The sequence below is a fragment of the Micromonospora sp. WMMD1128 genome, assembly GCF_027497235.1.
In the GTDB taxonomy this organism is placed as follows: Bacteria; Actinomycetota; Actinomycetes; order Mycobacteriales; family Micromonosporaceae; genus Micromonospora.
Genome location: NZ_CP114902.1, coordinates 4051188 through 4068355, shown reverse-complemented (window position 1 = coordinate 4068355; position 17168 = coordinate 4051188). Strand labels below are relative to the sequence as shown.

General features: G+C 75.6%; 16 protein-coding genes. 10 read left to right on the top strand and 6 right to left on the bottom strand.

Features of this window, described 5'->3' with window-relative positions:
- The first annotated feature begins 66 nt into the window (after positions 1–66).
- On the top strand, positions 67–1665 hold the full coding sequence (locus O7602_RS18125; protein WP_281583817.1) for an NAD(P)/FAD-dependent oxidoreductase: 1599 nt from the start codon (positions 67–69) through the stop codon (positions 1663–1665).
- A 28-nt stretch (positions 1666–1693) separates the two neighbouring features.
- On the opposite strand, the gene O7602_RS18120 is transcribed toward O7602_RS18125, so the two are convergent.
- Both O7602_RS18120 and O7602_RS18115 read right to left on the bottom strand, forming a co-directional pair.
- Complete coding sequence (locus tag O7602_RS18120) at positions 1694–2461, bottom strand: polyprenol monophosphomannose synthase (RefSeq protein ID WP_281583816.1); 768 nt, start codon at positions 2459–2461, stop codon at positions 1694–1696.
- Between the two features lie 91 nt (positions 2462–2552).
- On the bottom strand, positions 2553–2990 hold the full coding sequence (locus O7602_RS18115) for an SRPBCC family protein (RefSeq protein ID WP_348651286.1): 438 nt from the start codon (positions 2988–2990) through the stop codon (positions 2553–2555).
- Between the two features lie 125 nt (positions 2991–3115).
- Here O7602_RS18115 and O7602_RS18110 point away from each other — a divergent pair, with 125 nt between their 5' ends.
- Genes O7602_RS18110 through O7602_RS18075 form a run of 8 tightly spaced genes read left to right on the top strand, consistent with a single transcriptional unit; the run spans position 3116 to position 11791 of the window.
- Positions 3116–4753: an HAD-IIIA family hydrolase gene (locus O7602_RS18110; protein ID WP_281583814.1), complete on the top strand. Its 1638-nt coding sequence runs from the start codon at positions 3116–3118 to the stop codon at positions 4751–4753.
- The gene (locus O7602_RS18105; RefSeq protein ID WP_281583813.1) at positions 4750–5724 is read left to right on the top strand and encodes a glycosyltransferase; all 975 of its coding nucleotides are present in this window, start codon (positions 4750–4752) and stop codon (positions 5722–5724) included. The genes O7602_RS18110 and O7602_RS18105 overlap by 4 nt, the downstream gene beginning before the upstream one ends.
- On the top strand, positions 5709–6926 hold the full coding sequence (locus O7602_RS18100; protein ID WP_281583812.1) for a glycosyltransferase: 1218 nt from the start codon (positions 5709–5711) through the stop codon (positions 6924–6926). The genes O7602_RS18105 and O7602_RS18100 overlap by 16 nt, the downstream gene beginning before the upstream one ends.
- Positions 6926–7600 (top strand): SIS domain-containing protein, encoded by a 675-nt coding sequence (locus O7602_RS18095; protein ID WP_281583811.1) that lies wholly within the window; start codon positions 6926–6928, stop codon positions 7598–7600. Before O7602_RS18100 ends, O7602_RS18095 begins: the two co-directional genes overlap by 1 nt.
- 11 nt (positions 7601–7611) lie before the next feature.
- Positions 7612–9096: a PfkB family carbohydrate kinase gene (locus tag O7602_RS18090; RefSeq protein WP_281583810.1), complete on the top strand. Its 1485-nt coding sequence runs from the start codon at positions 7612–7614 to the stop codon at positions 9094–9096.
- A 55-nt stretch (positions 9097–9151) separates the two neighbouring features.
- The gene (locus O7602_RS18085; RefSeq protein ID WP_281583809.1) at positions 9152–9853 is read left to right on the top strand and encodes an SDR family oxidoreductase; all 702 of its coding nucleotides are present in this window, start codon (positions 9152–9154) and stop codon (positions 9851–9853) included.
- Positions 9850–10818, top strand: a complete 969-nt coding sequence (locus O7602_RS18080) for a glycosyltransferase family 9 protein (protein WP_281583808.1) — start codon at positions 9850–9852, stop codon at positions 10816–10818. Before O7602_RS18085 ends, O7602_RS18080 begins: the two co-directional genes overlap by 4 nt.
- Positions 10802–11791: a DNA topoisomerase IB gene (locus O7602_RS18075; RefSeq protein ID WP_281583807.1), complete on the top strand. Its 990-nt coding sequence runs from the start codon at positions 10802–10804 to the stop codon at positions 11789–11791. The genes O7602_RS18080 and O7602_RS18075 overlap by 17 nt, the downstream gene beginning before the upstream one ends.
- Before the next feature lie 135 nt (positions 11792–11926).
- Here O7602_RS18075 and O7602_RS18070 read toward each other — a convergent pair whose 3' ends face one another.
- From O7602_RS18070 to O7602_RS18055, 4 genes are all read right to left on the bottom strand, one after another.
- Positions 11927–13012 (bottom strand): helix-turn-helix domain-containing protein, encoded by a 1086-nt coding sequence (locus O7602_RS18070; protein WP_281583806.1) that lies wholly within the window; start codon positions 13010–13012, stop codon positions 11927–11929.
- A 104-nt stretch (positions 13013–13116) separates the two neighbouring features.
- A complete protein-coding gene (locus tag O7602_RS18065) occupies positions 13117–13620 on the bottom strand; it encodes a hypothetical protein (RefSeq protein WP_281590379.1) in 504 nt (167 codons plus the stop codon).
- Between the two features lie 63 nt (positions 13621–13683).
- Entirely contained in the window at positions 13684–15315 is a 1632-nt protein-coding gene (locus tag O7602_RS18060; RefSeq protein WP_281583805.1) for an ATP-dependent DNA helicase RecQ, read from the bottom strand.
- Positions 15316–15371: 56 nt separating this feature from the next.
- Positions 15372–15494 carry a hypothetical protein gene (locus O7602_RS18055; RefSeq protein ID WP_281583804.1) on the bottom strand — a complete coding sequence of 41 codons (123 nt, stop codon included), beginning with the start codon at positions 15492–15494 and terminating at the stop codon, positions 15372–15374.
- Between the two features lie 139 nt (positions 15495–15633).
- Here O7602_RS18055 and O7602_RS18050 point away from each other — a divergent pair, with 139 nt between their 5' ends.
- Complete coding sequence (locus O7602_RS18050; protein ID WP_281583803.1) at positions 15634–17133, top strand: glycoside hydrolase family 3 N-terminal domain-containing protein; 1500 nt, start codon at positions 15634–15636, stop codon at positions 17131–17133.
- Positions 17134–17168 lie beyond the last annotated feature (35 nt).

Below are 17168 nucleotides of genomic sequence, written 5' to 3'. Positions count from 1 at the left end.
GTGCATGCCCCGGTCCCGGCGAGGCAAACGCGTTTTGCCAGGTGACCGGCCGGGTAGGCGATCCGGATGAGGTCCACCGCCGACGCCGTCGTCATCGGAGCGGGACACAACGGGTTGGTGGCGGCGAACCTGCTTGCCGACGCGGGCTGGGACGTCCTCGTCCTGGAGGCGACCGAGGCGCCGGGCGGCGCGGTGCGTTCCGCGCAGGTGACCGCCCCCGGCTACCTCAGCGACCTGTACAGCTCCTTCTACCCGCTCGGCTTCGCCTCCCCGGTGCTGGGTGGGCTGGGACTGGAGGGCCACGGACTGTCCTGGACGAACGCCCCGGACGTGCTGGCGCACCTGCTCCCGGACGGGCGGGCCGCGGTGATTAACCGCGACCTGGACGCCACCGCCGCGTCGCTGGAGACGTTCGCCCCGGGCGACGGGGAGCGCTGGCGGCACGCGTACGCCGACTGGACCCGGGTGGCCGAGCCGATGCTCGACGCCATCACCAGCCCGTTCCCGCCGGTCCGCGGCGGGCTGGGCCTGCTGCGCCAGCTCCGGGTCGCCGGCGCGCTGCGGCTGGCCCGCCGGCTGGTGCTCCCGGTGCGCAAGCTCGGCGACGAACTCTTCGACGGGGCCGGCGGGCCGGTGCTGCTGGCCGGCTGTGCCCTGCACACCGACCTGTCCCCGGAGGAGGCCGGCTCCGGGGTGTACGGCTGGCTGCTGGCCATGCTCGGCCAGCAGGTCGGCTGGCCGGTGCCGGTCGGCGGCGCGCAGCGGATCACCGACGCGCTGGTGGCCCGCCTGGTCGAGCGGGGCGGCCGGATCTCCTACGGCGCCCGGGTCGAGCGGGTGCTCACCGCCCGGGGGCGGGCCATGGGCGTGCGCACCGCGGGCGGGACGGACTGGCGGGCCCGCCGCGCCGTGCTCGCCGACGTGCCCGCCCCGGCGCTCTACCTGGACCTGGTGGGCGCCGCAGCGCTGCCGCCCCGACTGGTCGAGGACCTGGCGCACTTCAAGTGGGACGGCTCCACGCTCAAGGTCGACTGGGCGTTGTCGGCGCCGATGCCGTGGACCAACCGGGACCTGGCCGGCGCCGGCACCGTGCACCTCGGCGCGGACATGGACGGGCTCACCACGTACGCCGCGGCGCTGGCCCGAGGTGAGGTGCCGCGCGATCCGTTCCTGCTCGTCGGCCAGATGACGGTGGCCGAGCCGAGCCACTCGCCGCCGGGCACCGAGTCGCTCTGGTCCTACACCCATCTTCCGTTCCGGCGGCACTGGCGGGCCGAGGAGGTGGCCGAACACGTGGAGCGGATGGAGGAGGTGCTGGAGGAGGCCGCGCCGGGTTTCCGGGCGTCGATCGTCGGGCGGCACGTGGCCGGCCCCGCCGACCTGGAGGCGGCCGAGCCGAGCCTGGTCGGCGGCGCGTTGGGCGGCGGCACCGCGGCGGCGTACCAGCAGCTCTTCCTGCGGCCGATCCCCGGGCTGGGCCGCGCCGACACGCCTGTGGACCGGCTCTACCTGGCCAGCGCCTCGGCCCATCCGGGCGGCGGGGTGCACGGCGCGCCGGGCGCGAACGCCGCCCGCGCCGCCCTGGCCCGTGACCGCGCCCTCACCGGCGGGCTGTACGCCCGCACGATCGCCGCCGCCCACCGCGCCATCTACCCCACCCCGTGACCCCCGTGCGTGCCGGCCCGGAGAGGGGTCAGGGTTCGATGTTGCGGTGGCGGGTGCGCAGCATGAACGGCATCAGGGCGCTCTCGATCTTGGTGGCGGTGGTCATCTTCGAGTCGCCGTCGCGGCGCTCCTCGAAGCGGATCGGCACCTCCAGGATGGTGTGGCCGAGCTTGGTGGCGAGGTAGTGCATCTCCACCTGGAAGCTGTAGCCGTTGGACTGGACCCGGTCCAGCCCGATGTCGCGCAGCGCGTCCGCCCGCCAGATCTTGAAGCCGGCGGTCAGGTCGCGGATCCGCACCCGCAGCAAGGTGTGCACGTAGAGGTTGGCCCAGCCGCTGAGCGCGCGGCGGTAGAGCGGCCAGTTCTCGTCCAGCTCCCCACCGGGCACGTAACGCGAGCCGATGACCACGGACGCCTGGGTGGAGAGCAGCGCGCCGAGCATGCCGGGCAGCGCCTCCGGCGGGTGCGACAGGTCGGCGTCCATCTGGGCGACGTAGTCCGCGCCGTCGTCGATCGCGCGACCGATGCCGTCCACGTACGCCCGGCCGAGGCCCTCCTTGCCCGGACGGTGCGCCACCAGCACCCGGTCCGGGTGCTCGACGGCCAGCTTGTCGGCGACCTCGCCGGTGCCGTCGGGGGAGTTGTCGTCCGCGACGAGCACCTTCAACCCCGGCAGCGGCAGCGCGAGGAGGCGCTCGACCAGCACCGGGAGGTTGCCCGCCTCGTTGTAGGTCGGAACGACGACAGTCAGGCGCGCGTCCGCCCACGGGGAGGGCAACTGCACGGGTTCGATCATCACGGACTTCCTCGGTCGGCCGACAGGTTCATCTGAGAGGGTAGCCAGTCCGATTCGTGGCGTCCGCACAGACGCCCCGCGATCGGTGCGCTCAACCGTCCGGCCGCTGCCGCGTCGCGATGTCGGACAGCCGGGCCAGCGTCTCCTTGTTTCGCAGGTGCAGGACGAGGTCGTTGAGCTTGGTCCGGGCCCACCGCAGCGGGCCGACGGCGAAGTCCTCGCCGATGGTCACCCGGGTCCGGCCGTCCGCCAGCGGCTCCAGCGCGAACACCACGATCGCCTCGCCGGCCGGCCAGAGCCCGGCGCGCAGCACGAGCCGGCTCGGCGCCTGGCACTCCAGCACGGTGGACGTGTCCTGGAGGGAGAACGGCCACGGCCCGGCCCGGTGGTGCAGCCGGCTGCCGACCCGGGGCCAGGTCTCGTCCACGTCGCGCACGTGCGTGGTGCCCACCACCCAGTCGCTGTACGTCCATCCGTCGGCCAGCACCGCGAAGACCCGCTCCGGGGGAACGTCGATGACCCTGTCCACTACCGCCACGCCCAAGCCGGTACCCCCGCCGAGGGGCTCGCTAACGGCGGCCGGGTTAGCTTCTCGGGGGCGGCGGGTAACCGGGGCCGACGTTTACTCCTCGGGGGGTCGGGAACCCGCCGCCCGTGCAGCCGGACCACGAGCGGGATCAGTGCAGGTCAGCCGGGGTTGACCCGGGTGACCGGTCCCGCCGGGGCCTGTACGACGCGGTGCTGCTGGACCGGGACGGCACGCTCGTGGAGGATGTGCCGTACAACGGCGATCCGGAGAAGGTACGGCCGGTGCCGGGCGCGCGCGAGGCGCTGGACCGGCTGCGCGCGGCCGGGCTGCGACTGGCCGTGGTGACCAACCAGTCCGGGCTGGCCCGGGGCCTGTTCACCGCGGACGACCTGCGCCGGGTGAACGCCCGGGTGGAGGAACTGCTCGGGCCCTTCGACACCTGGCAGATCTGCCCGCACGCGGAGCCGGACCGGTGCGCCTGCCGCAAGCCGGCGCCGGGCCTGGTGCACGCCGCCGCCCACACGCTCGGCACCACACCGGGCCGGTGCGTGCTGATCGGGGACATCGGCGCCGACATGGGGGCCGCCGCGGCGGCCGGCGCCGCCGCGGTGCTGGTGCCCACGCCTGCGACCCGCGACGCCGAGGTCGCCGCCGCGCCGACCGTCGCCGCCGACCTGCCGGACGCGGTGGACATCGTGCTGGCCCGGATGCGGCTGGTGGCCGCGCCGGAACCGGCTCGCGGCCCGAGTCGGGGCACCGTGCTCGTGGCGCGCAGCGACGCGGCGGGTGACGTGCTTGTCACCGGACCCGGGATCCGGGCGGTCGCGGCCGGCGCGCGCCGGGTGGTGCTGCTCTGCGGGCCGCGCGGACGCGCCGCCGCCGAACTGCTGCCCGGCGTCGACGAGATCATCGACTGGCCGCTGCCCTGGATCGACGCCCCCGCCCCGGCGGTCGACCCGCACGCGATGCGCGCGCTGACCGACCGGCTGGCCGCCGTCGGCGCCGACGAGGCGGTCGTGTTCACCTCATTCCACCAGTCACCCCTGCCCCTGGCCCTGCTGCTGCGCATCGCCGGAGTGCCCCGGATCAGCGCGATCAGCGACGACTACCCCGGCGCCCTGCTCGACGTGCGCCACCGCGTCCCGGTCGGCGTACCCGAACCGGAACGCGCCCTGTCCCTCGCCGCCGCCGCCGGCTTCGCCCTGCCCGACCACGACGAACCGCGACTGCGGCTGCGCGTCGACCGGTTGCCGCCGGTGCCGGCCGCCGCCGGACCGCCCGGCTACGTGGTGCTGCACCCGGGGTCCTCGGTGGAGACCCGCGCCTGCCCGGTCGAGCTGGCCACCCGGATGGTTCGGGTGCTCGGCGCCGCCGGCTACCGGGTGGTGGTCACGGGTGGGCCGGACGAGCGGGAGCTGACCGCCCGGGTGGCCGCGGCGGGCGGCGTGGACCTGGGCGGGTGCACCGGGCTGGACGAGCTGGCCGCCGTGGTCGGCGGGGCCGGCGCGCTCGTGGTCGGCAACACCGGCCCGGCGCACCTGGCCGCGGCGCTTGGCGTGCCGGTGGTCAGCCTGTTCGCCCCGACCGTCCCGTTCGGCCAGTGGGGACCGTACCGGGTGCCGACCGTCCGCCTCGGCGACGCCGCGGCGGCCTGCCGGGACACCCGCGCCACCGTCTGCCCGGTCCCCGGACATCCCTGCCTCTCGGCGGTCGAACCGGGTCGGGTGCTGGAGGCGCTGCGGTTGCTCGGGGTGGTCGGATGAACATCCTGCTCTGGCACGTGCACGGCTCCTGGACCACGTCGTTCGTGCACGGCAAGCACCGCTACCTCATCCCGGTCAACCCGCAACGCGACGCCTACGGACTGGGCCGTGCCCGCACCTACCCCTGGCCCGACACCGCCGTCGAGGTCACTCCGCAGGACCTGCGCGCCACCGACGTCGACGTGGTCATCCTGCAACGACCCGAGGAACTCGATCTCGCCACCGAGTGGCTGGGCCGCCGGCCGGGACGCGACCTGCCCGCGATCTACGTCGAACACAACACCCCCAAGGGCGACGTCCCGAACACCCGCCACCCCATGGCCGACCGTGACGACCTGCTCCTCACCCACGTCACACACTTCAACGACCTGTTCTGGGACACCGGCGCCACCCGCACCACGGTCGTCGACCACGGCGTCGTCCCACCCGCCACCGAGTGGACCGGCGAACTGAACCGCCTCGCCGTGGTGATCAACGAGCCGGTACGCCGCTGGCGGGTCACCGGCACCGACCTGCTCACCCGCTTCGCCGAGCTGGCGCCGCTGGACGTCTACGGGATGAAGGTGGCCGGGCTCGCGGCCCACCTCGGGCTGCCCGAGGATCGCCTCACCAGCCACGACGACGTGCCGCAGCACGCCATGCACGCCGAACTCGCCAAACGCCGCGCCTACCTGCACCTGTGCCGATGGACCTCGCTCGGACTCAGCCTCGTCGAGGCGATGACCATCGGCATGCCGGTGATCGCCCTGGCCACCACCGAAGCGGTGCAGGCCGTGCCCCCCGACGCCGGCGCGCTCTCCACCCGGGTCGACGTGCTCGTCGACGCCGCCCGGACCCTGCTCGACGACCCGGCCGCCGCCCGGCGGGCGGGCGCCGTCGCCCGGGCCGCCGCCCGCGACCGCTACGGCCTGGAGCGTTTCCTCACCGACTGGGACCGGCTGCTGGAGGAGGAAGTATGCGCATCGCGATGATCTCGGAACACGCCAGCCCGCTCGCCGTCCTCGGCGGGGAGGACGCCGGTGGCCAGAACACGCATGTCGCCGAGCTCTCCGCCGCGCTCGCCGCCGCCGGCCACGACGTCCGGGTCTACACCCGACTCGACGCGGTGGACCTCCCGGCCTCCGTCCATACCCCGGACGGGTACGAGGTCGCGCACGTCCCCGCCGGCCCGGCCGAGCCGGTGGCCAAGGACGACCTGCTGCCGTACATGCCGGCGTTCTCCGACTGGCTGGCCGACAGGTGGCGCACCGGCGACTGGCAGCCGGAGGTGGTGCACGCGCACTTCTGGATGAGCGGGCTGGCCGGGCTCGCCGCGGCCCGGCGGGTCGGCGTGCCGGTGGTGCAGACGTACCACGCGCTCGGCACGGTCAAGCGTCGCCACCAGGGCACCCAGGACACCAGCCCGGCGGGACGCATCGACCACGAGCGGGACCTGGGCCGCTCGGTGGACCGGGTCGTCGCCCAGTGCCAGGACGAGGTCGCCGAGCTGGTCCGGATGGGGGTGCCGCGGTCCCGGGTGACCGTGGTGCCGTCGGGGGTGAACCTGTCGACCTTCGGCCCGCTCGGCCCGGTCGCCGAACCGGCGGGCGGCCGGGCCCGCATCCTCACCGTCGGGCGGCTGGTGGAACGCAAGGGCTTCCAGGACGTCGTCCGGGCCGTCGCCGACGTGCCGGACGCCGAGTGCGTGGTGGTCGGCGGGCCACCGGCCGGGCTGCTGGAGACCGACCCGTACGCGGTGCGGCTGCGCGCGCTCGCCGACTCGCTCGGCATCGGCGACCGGGTGCGCCTCGTCGGCGCGGTGCCGCGCGAGGAGATGGCCCGTTGGTACCGCTCGGCGGACGTGCTTGTCGCCGCGCCCTGGTACGAGCCGTTCGGCCTCACCCCGTTGGAGGCGATGGCGTGCGGCGTGCCGGTGGTCGGGACGGCGGTCGGCGGGCTGACCGACACGGTGGTGCCGGGACGAACCGGCGACCTGGTCCCGGCTCGTGATCCGGCGGCGCTCGGCGCGGCGATCCGGGCGCTGCTCGGCGACCGGATCCGCCGGTTCGCCTACGCCACCGCGGCGCTCGACCGCGCCCGCACCCGCTACTCCTGGGCCACCGCCGCCGAACGCCTCGGCGAGTTGTACGAGGAGGTGGCCACCGTGCGCCGGCCCACCCGGGTGGTCGCCTGATGGCGGCCACGCCGGCGGCCGGTCAGACGGTGCTGGAGGAGCACCTGACCCGGCTGGCCGCCGCGCTGCTGCCGCTGCACGGGGCGGAGGACCTGCTCGCCCGCTGGGGCGGTGAGCTGGCGTACCGGCTCGCCGCGGGGGGCCGGTTGCTGGTGGCCGGCAACGGCGGCAGCGCCGCCGAAGCCCAACACCTCACCGCCGAACTCGTCGGCAAACTCCGCCACGACCGTCGACCCCTGTCCGCCATCGCCCTGCACGCCGAGACCAGCGCGCTGACCGCCATCGGCAACGACTACGGATACGACGAGGTCTTCGCCCGCCAGGTCCGCGCCCACGGCCGCCCCGACGACCTCCTCCTGCTCCTGTCCACCAGCGGCGCCAGCAGCAACCTCCTCACCGCCGCCCGGGCAGCCCACGCCACCGGCCTGCGCTGCTGGGCCTTCACCGGCCCGGCCCCCAACCCCCTGGCCGACCTCTGCCACGAGCACTTCGCGGTGGACTCGCCCGACGGCCAGGTGGTGCAGGAACTGCACCTGGTCGCCGTGCACGTGCTCTGTGAGTACGTGGACCGGGCGTTGCCGGCGGCGCTCGCCGCCCGGCCCTCGGCCGGTGACGTGCGAAGCGGCGTCGAGGTGGTGCTCGGCGACCCGGATCCGGAGGTGCAGGCCCGATGAGGAGGTCGAGCATGACGGGACCCGTGGTGGTGCTCGGTGACACGCTGCTGGACCGGGACGTGGAGGGGCTGGTGAACCGGCTCTGCCCGGACTCCCCGGTGCCGGTGCTGGACGAGACCACGTCTGTCGACCGTCCCGGTGGCGCCGGCCTCGCCGCCGTCTTCGCCGCCGCGGAGGGCGCCGAGGTCGCGCTTGTCACCGCCGTGGCCGACGACGCCGGCGGGGCCCGGCTCGGCGCCCTGCTCGCCGCCGCCGGGGTGCAGCTGTACGCGCTCCCGCTCGCCGGCGCCACGCCGGAGAAGGTCCGGCTGCGGGTCCGCGGCCGGGTGCTGCTGCGCCACGACCGGGGCGGTGCCATCGGGGTGCCCGGTGAACCGAGCGAGGCCGTGCTGCGGCTGCTCGCCTCCGCGTCCGCCGTGCTGGTCAGCGACTACGGTCGGGGCGTCGCCGGCCAGCCCGCGCTGCGTGCCGCGTTGGCCGCGACCCGGGCGCCCGTGGTGTGGGACCCGCACCCACGCGGCCCGGCGGCCGTGCCCGGGGTCCATCTGGCCACCCCGAACGAGCCGGAGGCGCGGGAGCTGGCGAAGACGCCGCCCGGTGGTTCCCGGCTGGCGACCGCGTCCCGCAGCGCGCAGGCGCTGCGCCGGCGCTGGCAGGCCGGCGCGGTCGCGGTGACGCTCGGTGGGGACGGCGCGTTGCTCTGCCACGCCGGTTCCACCCCGCTGGTGGTGCCGGCGCCGGCCGCCGAGGGGGACACCTGCGGCGCGGGGGACCGGTTCGCCGCGACCGCCACCCTGGCGCTGGCCCGGGGCGCGCTGGTGTCCGAGGCGGTGCAGGAGGCGGTCACCGAGGCGTCCGCGTACGTGGCCGGCGGGGGCGTGGCGACCGCGCTGCCGGCGCCGGTCCGGGCCGTGCCCCCGGCGGTGGTCACGGCCGGTGGGGACCGGATCGGCGCGGTGGCCGCGGGCGAGGTGGTGGCCCGGGTACGTGCGTCCGGCGGCACGGTGGTGGCCACCGGTGGTTGTTTCGACCTGCTGCACGCCGGCCACGTGGCGACCCTCCAGGCGGCCCGGCAGCTCGGCGACTGCCTGGTGGTGTGCCTCAACTCCGACGCGAGCGTGGCCGGGCTGAAGGGACCGGAACGTCCGGTCGTGCCGCAGGGCGACCGGGGCCGGCTGCTCGCCGCGCTCGGCTGCGTCGACGCGGTGCTGATCTTCGACGAGCACACCCCGCACGCGGCCCTGTCCTGGCTGCGCCCGGACATCTGGGTCAAGGGCGGCGACTACGCCAGCGGCGGCGGCGCCCAGACGCTGCCCGAGTCGGAGATCCTGGCCCGCTGGGGCGGGCACACGGTGGTCGTGCCGTACCTGGACGGGCGGTCCACCACCGACATGATCGCGGCGGCCCGCGCCGGACGCGGCCGGGCCGGTCGCCCGGCGACGGCGCAGACCGGGCCCGCGACGGTCGTCCGGTCCACGGCGAAGGAGGCACGATGAACATACGACGCGTCCGGCCCGGCGTGGTCACGCCCACCCGTCCGGGGGAAGCGGCATGAGCGCCGGCCCGCACGGCGTCGGTCCCGCCGTCCTGGTCACCGGCGGGTCGAGCGGCCTCGGCGCGGCGGTGGTCGCCGCGGTCGCCCGCTCCGGCGGCCGGCCCCTCGTGCTGGACCGGCAGCGCCCCGCCGACGGGGTGCCCTGGGCCGAGTGCGACCTGGCCGACACCCGCGCCGCCGAAAGCGCCACCCGGGACCTCGCGGAACGCTCCGGCGGGCTGGACGCGGTGGTCACCGCCGCCGGCGTGGACGTGCCCGGCAAGCTGGCCGACGTGCCGGCGGAGACCTGGGAGCGGATCGTCACGGTGGACCTGCTCGCCACCGCCGCGGTGATCCGGGCCGCACTGCCCTTCCTGACGGCGTCCCGGGGCAGCATCGTCACCGTCGCCTCCACGCTCGGGGTCAAGGCGGTCGGCGACGCCACCGCCTACTGCGCGGCCAAGTTCGGGGTGGTCGGCTTCACCCGGGCGCTCGCCGCCGAGCTGGCCGGCGCGGTCGGGGTGACCCTGCTGATCCCCGGCGGCATGCGCACCGCCTTCTTCGACGAGCGGGACGCCCAGTACCGTCCCGGCCCGGACGCCGTGCTCAACGAGGCGGCCGACACCGCCGCCGCGGTGATGTTCGCGCTGTCCCAACCGGCCGGTTGCGCGGTCCGCGAGATGGTGGTCTGCGCCGAACAGGAGTCGTCGTACCCGTGATCCTGGTGCTGCGCGCGCTCGGGGTCGGCGACCTGGCCACCGCCGTCCCGGCCCTGCGGGGCCTGCGCGCCGGGCTGCCCGGCCGGGAACTGGTGCTCGCCGCGCCGGCCTGGCTGGCGCCGCTGGCGGAGCTGACCGGCGCGGTGGACCGGGTGCTGCCCACCGCGGGGCCGGGCCGGATCGCCTGGACCGGTCCGCCGCCGGAGGTGGCGGTCAACCTGCACGGCCGGGGGCCCGAGTCGCACCTGGCGCTGGCCGCCACCCGGCCGGGCCGGCTGCTCGCCCACCGGAACCCGTCGGCCGGCCACCTGGACGGTCCGGCCTGGACGGACGACGAGCACGAGGTCCACCGCTGGTGCCGGTTGCTGCACGCGTACGACCTGCCGGCCGAACCGGGCGACCTGGCGCTGCGGCGTCCGGCCGTGGCCGGCGTACCCGGCGGGGTGACGGTGTTGCACCCGGGCGGCAAGGTGCCGGCGAAGCGCTGGCCGGCGGACCGTTTCGTCGGGTTGGCCCGGGCGCTGGCCGCGCGGGGGCACCGGGTGGTGCTCACCGGCTCGGCCGACGAGCGGGCGCTCGCCGACCGGGTGGCCCACGACGCCGGACTGCCGCCGACGGCGGTGCTGGCCGGCCGCACCGGCCTGGCCGAGATGGCCGCGCTGGTCGCCGGCGCGCGCCTGGTGGTCAGCGGCGACACCGGGGTGGCCCACCTCGCCACCGGCTACGGCACCGCCTCGGTGGTGCTGTTCGGGCCGGTGCCGGCGGCGCACTGGGGTCCGCCGGCCGACCGGCCCCGGCACCGGGCGCTCGGCGGCACCGAGGCCGGCGGAGTCGAGGCCGGCGGAGTCGAGCGGGATCCGGCGGGCGGGACGGGAGCGCACCCGGCGTTGGCCGCCGTCGGGGTCGACGAGGTGGTGGCGGCGGTGGCCGAGGTGGAACGGGTCTCCGGTGCGGTTGCGGCGTAGCGATCCGGGCCGGCCCGGCTACGGTCGGCGGCGGCGCGGCAAGGGCTGGCTCTTCCTCGACCCGACGGGCGAGCCGGTGGGCGACGCCGGCGAGCTGGCGCGCCTGCGTGAGCTGGTCATCCCGCCGGCCTGGCGGGACGTGTGGATCTCGCCGTACCCGAACGGGCACATCCAGGCCACCGGCATCGACGTGGCCGGCCGCAAGCAGTACCTCTACCACCCCGGCTGGCGGCAGAAGCGGGACGAGGCCAAGTTCGACCACGTGCTGGAGGTGGCCCACCGGCTGCCGGTGCTGCGTGACCGGGTCGCGCACGACCTGGCGCTGCGCGGGCTGCGGCGGGAGCGCGTGCTGGCCACCGTCGCCCGGCTGCTCGACATGGGGGCGTTCCGGGTCGGCAGCGACCAGTACGCCACCGGCGAGGAACCCACGTTCGGCGTGTCCACGCTGCGCCCGGAGCACGCCCGGTCCCGTGGCGGGTGCGTGGTCTTCGAGTTCCCGGCCAAGGGCGGCATCGAACAGGTCCGCCGGGTGGAGGACGCGGAGCTGTGCCATGTGCTGCTCAACCTGCGTCGACGGCGGCGCGCGCAGGAGCGGCTCTTCGGCTACTGGGACGGGCGGGCCTGGCGCGACGTGCGCAGCGACGAGGTGAACGACTACCTGCGTGACGCCAGTGGCGGGGAGATGACCGCGAAGGACTTCCGCACCTGGCACGCCACCGTGCTGGCCGCCACCGAGCTGGCCACGGTGGGCCCGCAGCGGTCCGTCACCGCCCGTCGACGGGCCGTGGCGGCGGTGATGCGTTCGGTTGCCGAGCTGCTCGGCAACACGCCGACGGTGGCCCGGACGTCGTATGTGGACCCGCGCGTGGTCGACCTCTACCACGACGGGGTGCTGGCGCCGGTCCAGCCGGAGATGCCGCGCGACGCGGTGGAGAAGTCGGTGTTGACGCTGCTGGAGGAGGAGGCCGACTGACCGACCGGCCCCGCCGGTCCTGGGGGGAAGCGGCGGGGCCGGAAACCGGGGCCGTGCGGCGTGGCGCGGGAGGCCACCGCCGGGGCGGGGTCGCCCGCGGCTGGACCGCCGCGGGCGCCACGCCGCGGCCCCCCGTTACCGGTGGGTCGTCGCCGGGTTCCCGGCGCCGGCCCGGGTCCAGTGTGTCCCGGTCGGGTTGACTTCGGACGCCGCGTTGTTGACGATCCGTGCCCGTTCCAGGTGACGCGCGCGGTACGCCTGCGGCGTCTCCGCCTGCGCCGCCCGGAAGGCCCGGCTGAAGTGGGCCTTGTCCCGGAAACCCCAGCGGCCGGCGATCGCCTGGATCGACCGGCCGCCCAACGCCGGGTCGGCGAGGTCCCGGCGGCATCGGGCCAACCGTTCGTCCCGGATGTACGCCGCGATCGTGGTCGCCTCGGACTCGAAGAGCCGGTGCAGGGAGCGCACCGAGATGTGGTGCGCGTCGGCGATCGTGGCCGGGTCCAGCGTGCCGTTCCCGAGGTGCTGGCGGACGTACGCGCGCACCTGGGCCAGCAGGGCACGGCGCCGGACCTCGGTGGGGACGGCGTCCTCGGAGACCAGGTGGCGGCCGAGCAGCGTGGCGGTCAGGTCGAGCGCGACCGCGCCGAGCCGCTCGGCGTCGGCCGCGTGGTATTGCTCCGGGTGGCCGGTGAGCCGGATGAGGTAGTCGGCGAGCAGCGCGCCGACGCCCTCGCCGCCGGACATCCGGCCGGCGAACAGTGGGGCGAGCTGGCGGTGCGACAGCGGCAGCGCGTCGTACGGGATGAGGGCCACCACCGAGCTGGCGGACCGGTCCCGGGCCCCGTCGACGTGGTGGCTGATCTCCTGCGGGCGGGCGCAGTCGTAGAAGGTGAAGTGGCCGGGTGGGCAGACGCCGCGCTGCCCGTCCTGGTCGGTGACCCCGGTGCCGGTCAGGGGCAGCGCGAGGACGTAGCAGGGCGCGTCCGAGCGCTGGATCAGCTTGCGGGTGCGGATCCCGTCCAGCGACGGGTAGCGGTGCCGGATGAGCTGCATCGGCCCCAGGTCGAGGAACTCGGCCCGGGCGGTGAAGTTGTCGGCGTGCTCGGTGCGCACCCGCATGAGCGTCGGTGTGCGGGCGAGCATGTCCAGCCACAGCCCGAACCGGTCCGCGGCGGGCACCTGCGCCGTGTCGAAGACCTGCGGTTGCATCGCGATGTCCATGAACGACCCCCGTGGTTCGTCTGCCCTTCACCAAAGACGACGCCCCACGGGTCGGAAATGCGACCACCCGTGGGGCGTGACGTCCGTCATAGGCAGACGGCAGGTCAGTCGTTGAGCACCTGGGACAGCCGGTCCCGGAAGCGACGCTCGGAGTCGCTCACCACGTCACCGCCGATGCCCAGGATGCCGCCGGTGGAGGCGGCGCCCACCACCTGGTCGGCGATCTCCACCAGCCAGTGCCGGTACGCCCCGGACTGCCCCTCATCCACCTTGCCGGTGAGCAGGGCGGACGCCTGGCCGGCGCGGGCGAGCACGTCCTCGATCATCGCCGTCGGGTCGTCCGGCGTGATCACCGGCAGCTCCGCGCCGGTCTCCGGGTCGCCGACCCGGGAGACGACCTCGCCGGCCACGGCCGCCACCAGCGGGCTTGCCGACTCGCGGCCGGCGGCGATGGTCTCCAACCCGGCGGCGTTCTCGGCCATGGTCCGCCGGGTGCCGTCGGACTCGGCCGCCGCCGCCGCGGTGAGCACCGCCTGCGGCAGACCCACCAGCAACCCCCATTCCTCGTCGGAGACGCCGAAACGGGTGTACGCCGGCTGCTCGATCACGATCAGGTTCCTTTCGCCGTGGTCGTCGTTGTCGACGGGCACCGCCACGGTGCCCGGGTCAGGCTAGTCCAGTTCCAGCAGGCCCTGTTCGGACACCACGCGCACGGACAGCGTCTTGTAGCCCACCTCGTCGAAGAGCACGGTCATCCGGTCGTCCTCGTAGTTGAGCACCAGACCGGACCCCCACTCGGCGTGGCGGACCTGGCTGTGCACCGGGAACGGACCGACCGCGCCGTCGTTCGCCACGCTGGTGCCGGCGTGGCAGTTGTCGCAGTGGCCGCAGACGTCGGTCATCTGCTCGCCGAAGTAGGCGAGCAGGACCTGCCCGCGGCAGCCGGTGGTCTCGGCGAAGGCGCGCATCATGTCGGTCCGTGACCGGGTCACGGTCTGCTGCCGCTCGGCCTCGGCGCGCGCCGCCCGCCCGGACTCGACGGCGTCCGGCGCGTACCGGGGCGCGCCGACGCGCTGCCGGGCGCGTGGCACGGCGGCGCCGATCTGCTCCAGCAGGGAGAGATACTGGCCGAGCTTGCGCGGGCCCAGCCCGGTCAGCTCGCGCAGCTCCTTGCGGGTGCGGGCCTTGCTCCGCAGCACCGCGGCGAGGTCGGTCAGCTCCTGCTCGTCCGGCAGGCCGCCGCTGAAGTAGCGCTGGAGGCCGACGTCCTCGGACCGCCAGAGCAGCAGGACCCGCGACGGTGAGCCGTCCCGGCCGGCCCGGCCGATCTCCTGGAAGTAGCTGTCCGGCGAGTCGGGCAGCGCCATGTGCACCACCCAGGCGATGTTCGGCTTGTCGATGCCCATGCCGAACGCCGAGGTGGCCACCATGATCGGGACCCGGTCGGCGAGGAACGCCTCGTGCAGCTCGTGGCGGGCGCCGGTGGGCATGCCGCCGTGGTAGAACTCGGCCGGGAAGCCGGCGTCGGTCAGCCGCCCGGCCATTTCCTCGGCGGCGCGCCGGGTCGGCACGTAGATGATGCCGGGGCGTTCGTCGTCGCGCAGCAGCGCGATCAGCCGCCGCCACCGGTAGTCGTCGGTCGGGCAGTAGGCCACCTCGAGGAACAGGTTGGGCCGGTCCAGCCCGGAGACGACCACCTCGGGCTCGCGCAGCCGCAGCCGGGCGATGATGTCGTCGCGGACCGGCGGGGACGCGGTGGCGGTGAGCGCCACCACCGGGGGCCGGCCCAGTCCGTCGATCAGGTGGCCGAGCGCCAGGTAGTCCGGCCGGAAGTCGTGGCCCCAGGACGAGATGCAGTGCGCCTCGTCGATCGCGACGAGCGCCGGGCCCAGTGAGCGGACCTCGGCGAGCCGGTCCGGGTTGCTCAGCGCCTCGGGCGTGATGAACAGGAACTCCGCCCGGCCGGCCCGGATCTCCTCGATCGCCTCGGCCTGCTGCGCGGCGCTCTCGTCCGAGCTGATCCGCACCGCGCGCAGTTCGGGCCGCTGCCGCTCGTTGAGCGCCGCGATCTGGTCCTGTTGGAGCGCGAGCAACGGGGAGATGACCACGGTCGGGCCGGGGATCAGGCTGGCCGGGATCTGGTAGATCGCCGACTTGCCGGCGCCGGTGGGCAGCACCACCAGGGCGTCGTGGCGCTTCATGACGGCGCGCATGGCGGCCAGTTGGTTGGGCCGCAGCGCGGTCCAGCCGAACAGGTTCTTCGCCGCGCGGCGCAGGTTGGTGGCGTGCGTGGTCAGCTTCATCAACGGCCACAGCTACCCCGGGCGTCACCACCCGAAACCGGGGGCGGGGCGGGCCGTCAGCGGCGGAACATCGCCCGGATCGCGATCAGCAGGAACAGGGCGCCGACCACCAGGCCGAGCAGGCGTACGCCGGGGATGTCGGCGGCGCTGGTGGCGTCGGCGAGCGGCAGGGCGGACATGCCGGAACTCTCCCACGGGCCGGGCCGGGAACGCCAGCGGCTAACAGTAAGGATTGTTGACTATTTAGCTGCGCGGTGTGACCATGTGAGCACCCGTCGGTCGTGGCGGGTCCGTGGGGAGACGGGGGAACTACCGCACATGAGCGAGCGGAACATGGGAGCCACCGGAGACCTGGCGGCGCTCGCCGCCGCCGTCCTGCAACCCGGGTTCGTCGGCACCGTCCCACCACCCTGGGTCTGCCGCTGGCTCGGCGAGGGGCTCGGCTCGGTGGTCCTCTTCGCCCGCAACGTCGTCGACCACGAACAGGTCGCCACGCTCACCGCTACCCTGCGGGCGGAACGTCCGGACGTGATCGTGGCCATCGACGAGGAGGCCGGCGACGTCACCCGGATCGAGTCGGCCCGGGGCAGCTCCCGGCCCGGCAACTTCGCCCTCGGCGCGGTGGACGACCCGGCGCTGACCGAGGAGGTCGCCCGCGACCTCGGCGCCGAGCTGGCCGCCGTCGGCGTCACGCTCGACTACGCGCCGGACGCCGACGTCAACTCCAACCCGGCCAACCCGGTCATCGGGGTGCGCTCCTTCGGCGCCGACCCGGACCTGGTCGCCCGCCACACCGCCGCCTGGGTACGCGGCCTCCAGGCCGGCGGCGTCGCCGCCTGCGCCAAGCACTTCCCCGGGCACGGCGACACCCGGGTCGACTCCCACCACGACCTGCCCCGCATCGGTGGTGACCGGGCCCGCCTCGACGCCGTCGAGCTGGCCCCGTTCCGCGCCGCGGTGGCCGCCGGGGCGCAGGCGGTGATGACCGGCCACCTGCTGGTGCCGGCCCTCGACCCGGAGCTGCCGGCCACGCTCAGCGCGCGCATCCTGGGCGGGCTGCTCCGGGAGGAGCTGGGCTTCGGCGGCGTGGTGGTGACCGACGCGGTGGAGATGCGGGCGGTGTCCGACCGGTACGGCTTCGCCGGCGCGGCGGTGCGCGCGCTCGCCGCCGGCGCCGACGCCATCTGCGTGGGCGGGGAACGCGCCACCGAGGCCGACGCCCGTGAGCTGCGCGACGCGATCGTGGCCGCGGTGGCGAGCGGGGAGCTGCCCGAGGAACGGCTGGCCGAGGCGGCCAAGCGGGTCGGTCAGCTGGCCGCGTGGAGCGTCGCCGCCCGCGCCCGCCGCGCCGCCGGCCCGGCGTCCCCCGGCGACTCACCCATCGGCCTGGCCGCCGCCCGCCGGGCGGTCCGGGTCACCGGCGAGGCCGGACTGCTGCCGCTGGCCGGGCCGGCACACGTGGTCGAGTTCGCGCCGCCCCGCAACATCGCCATCGGCGAGGAGACGCCGTGGGGGGTCGCCGCGCCCCTGGCCCACCTGGCGCCCGGCACCACCACCGCCCGGTACGCCGCCGACGCCGTCCCCGCCGACCCGGCGACCGGCCCGGCCGACCGGCCGCTGGTGCTCGTCGTGCGGGACCTGCACCGGCACGAGTGGATGCGGGACGCGGTGGCACGGGCGCTCGCCGTCCGCCCGGACGCGGTGGTGGTCGAGCTGGGCGTGCCCGAGCTGGCCACCGGCCGGGTGCACCTGGCCACCCACGGGGCCACCGCGGCGGCGGCCCGGGCCGCCGCCGAGCTGCTGGCCGGCACCAGGTGAACTCCCGGCCCGGCCGGGTGGGGAGGTCCCCCGGC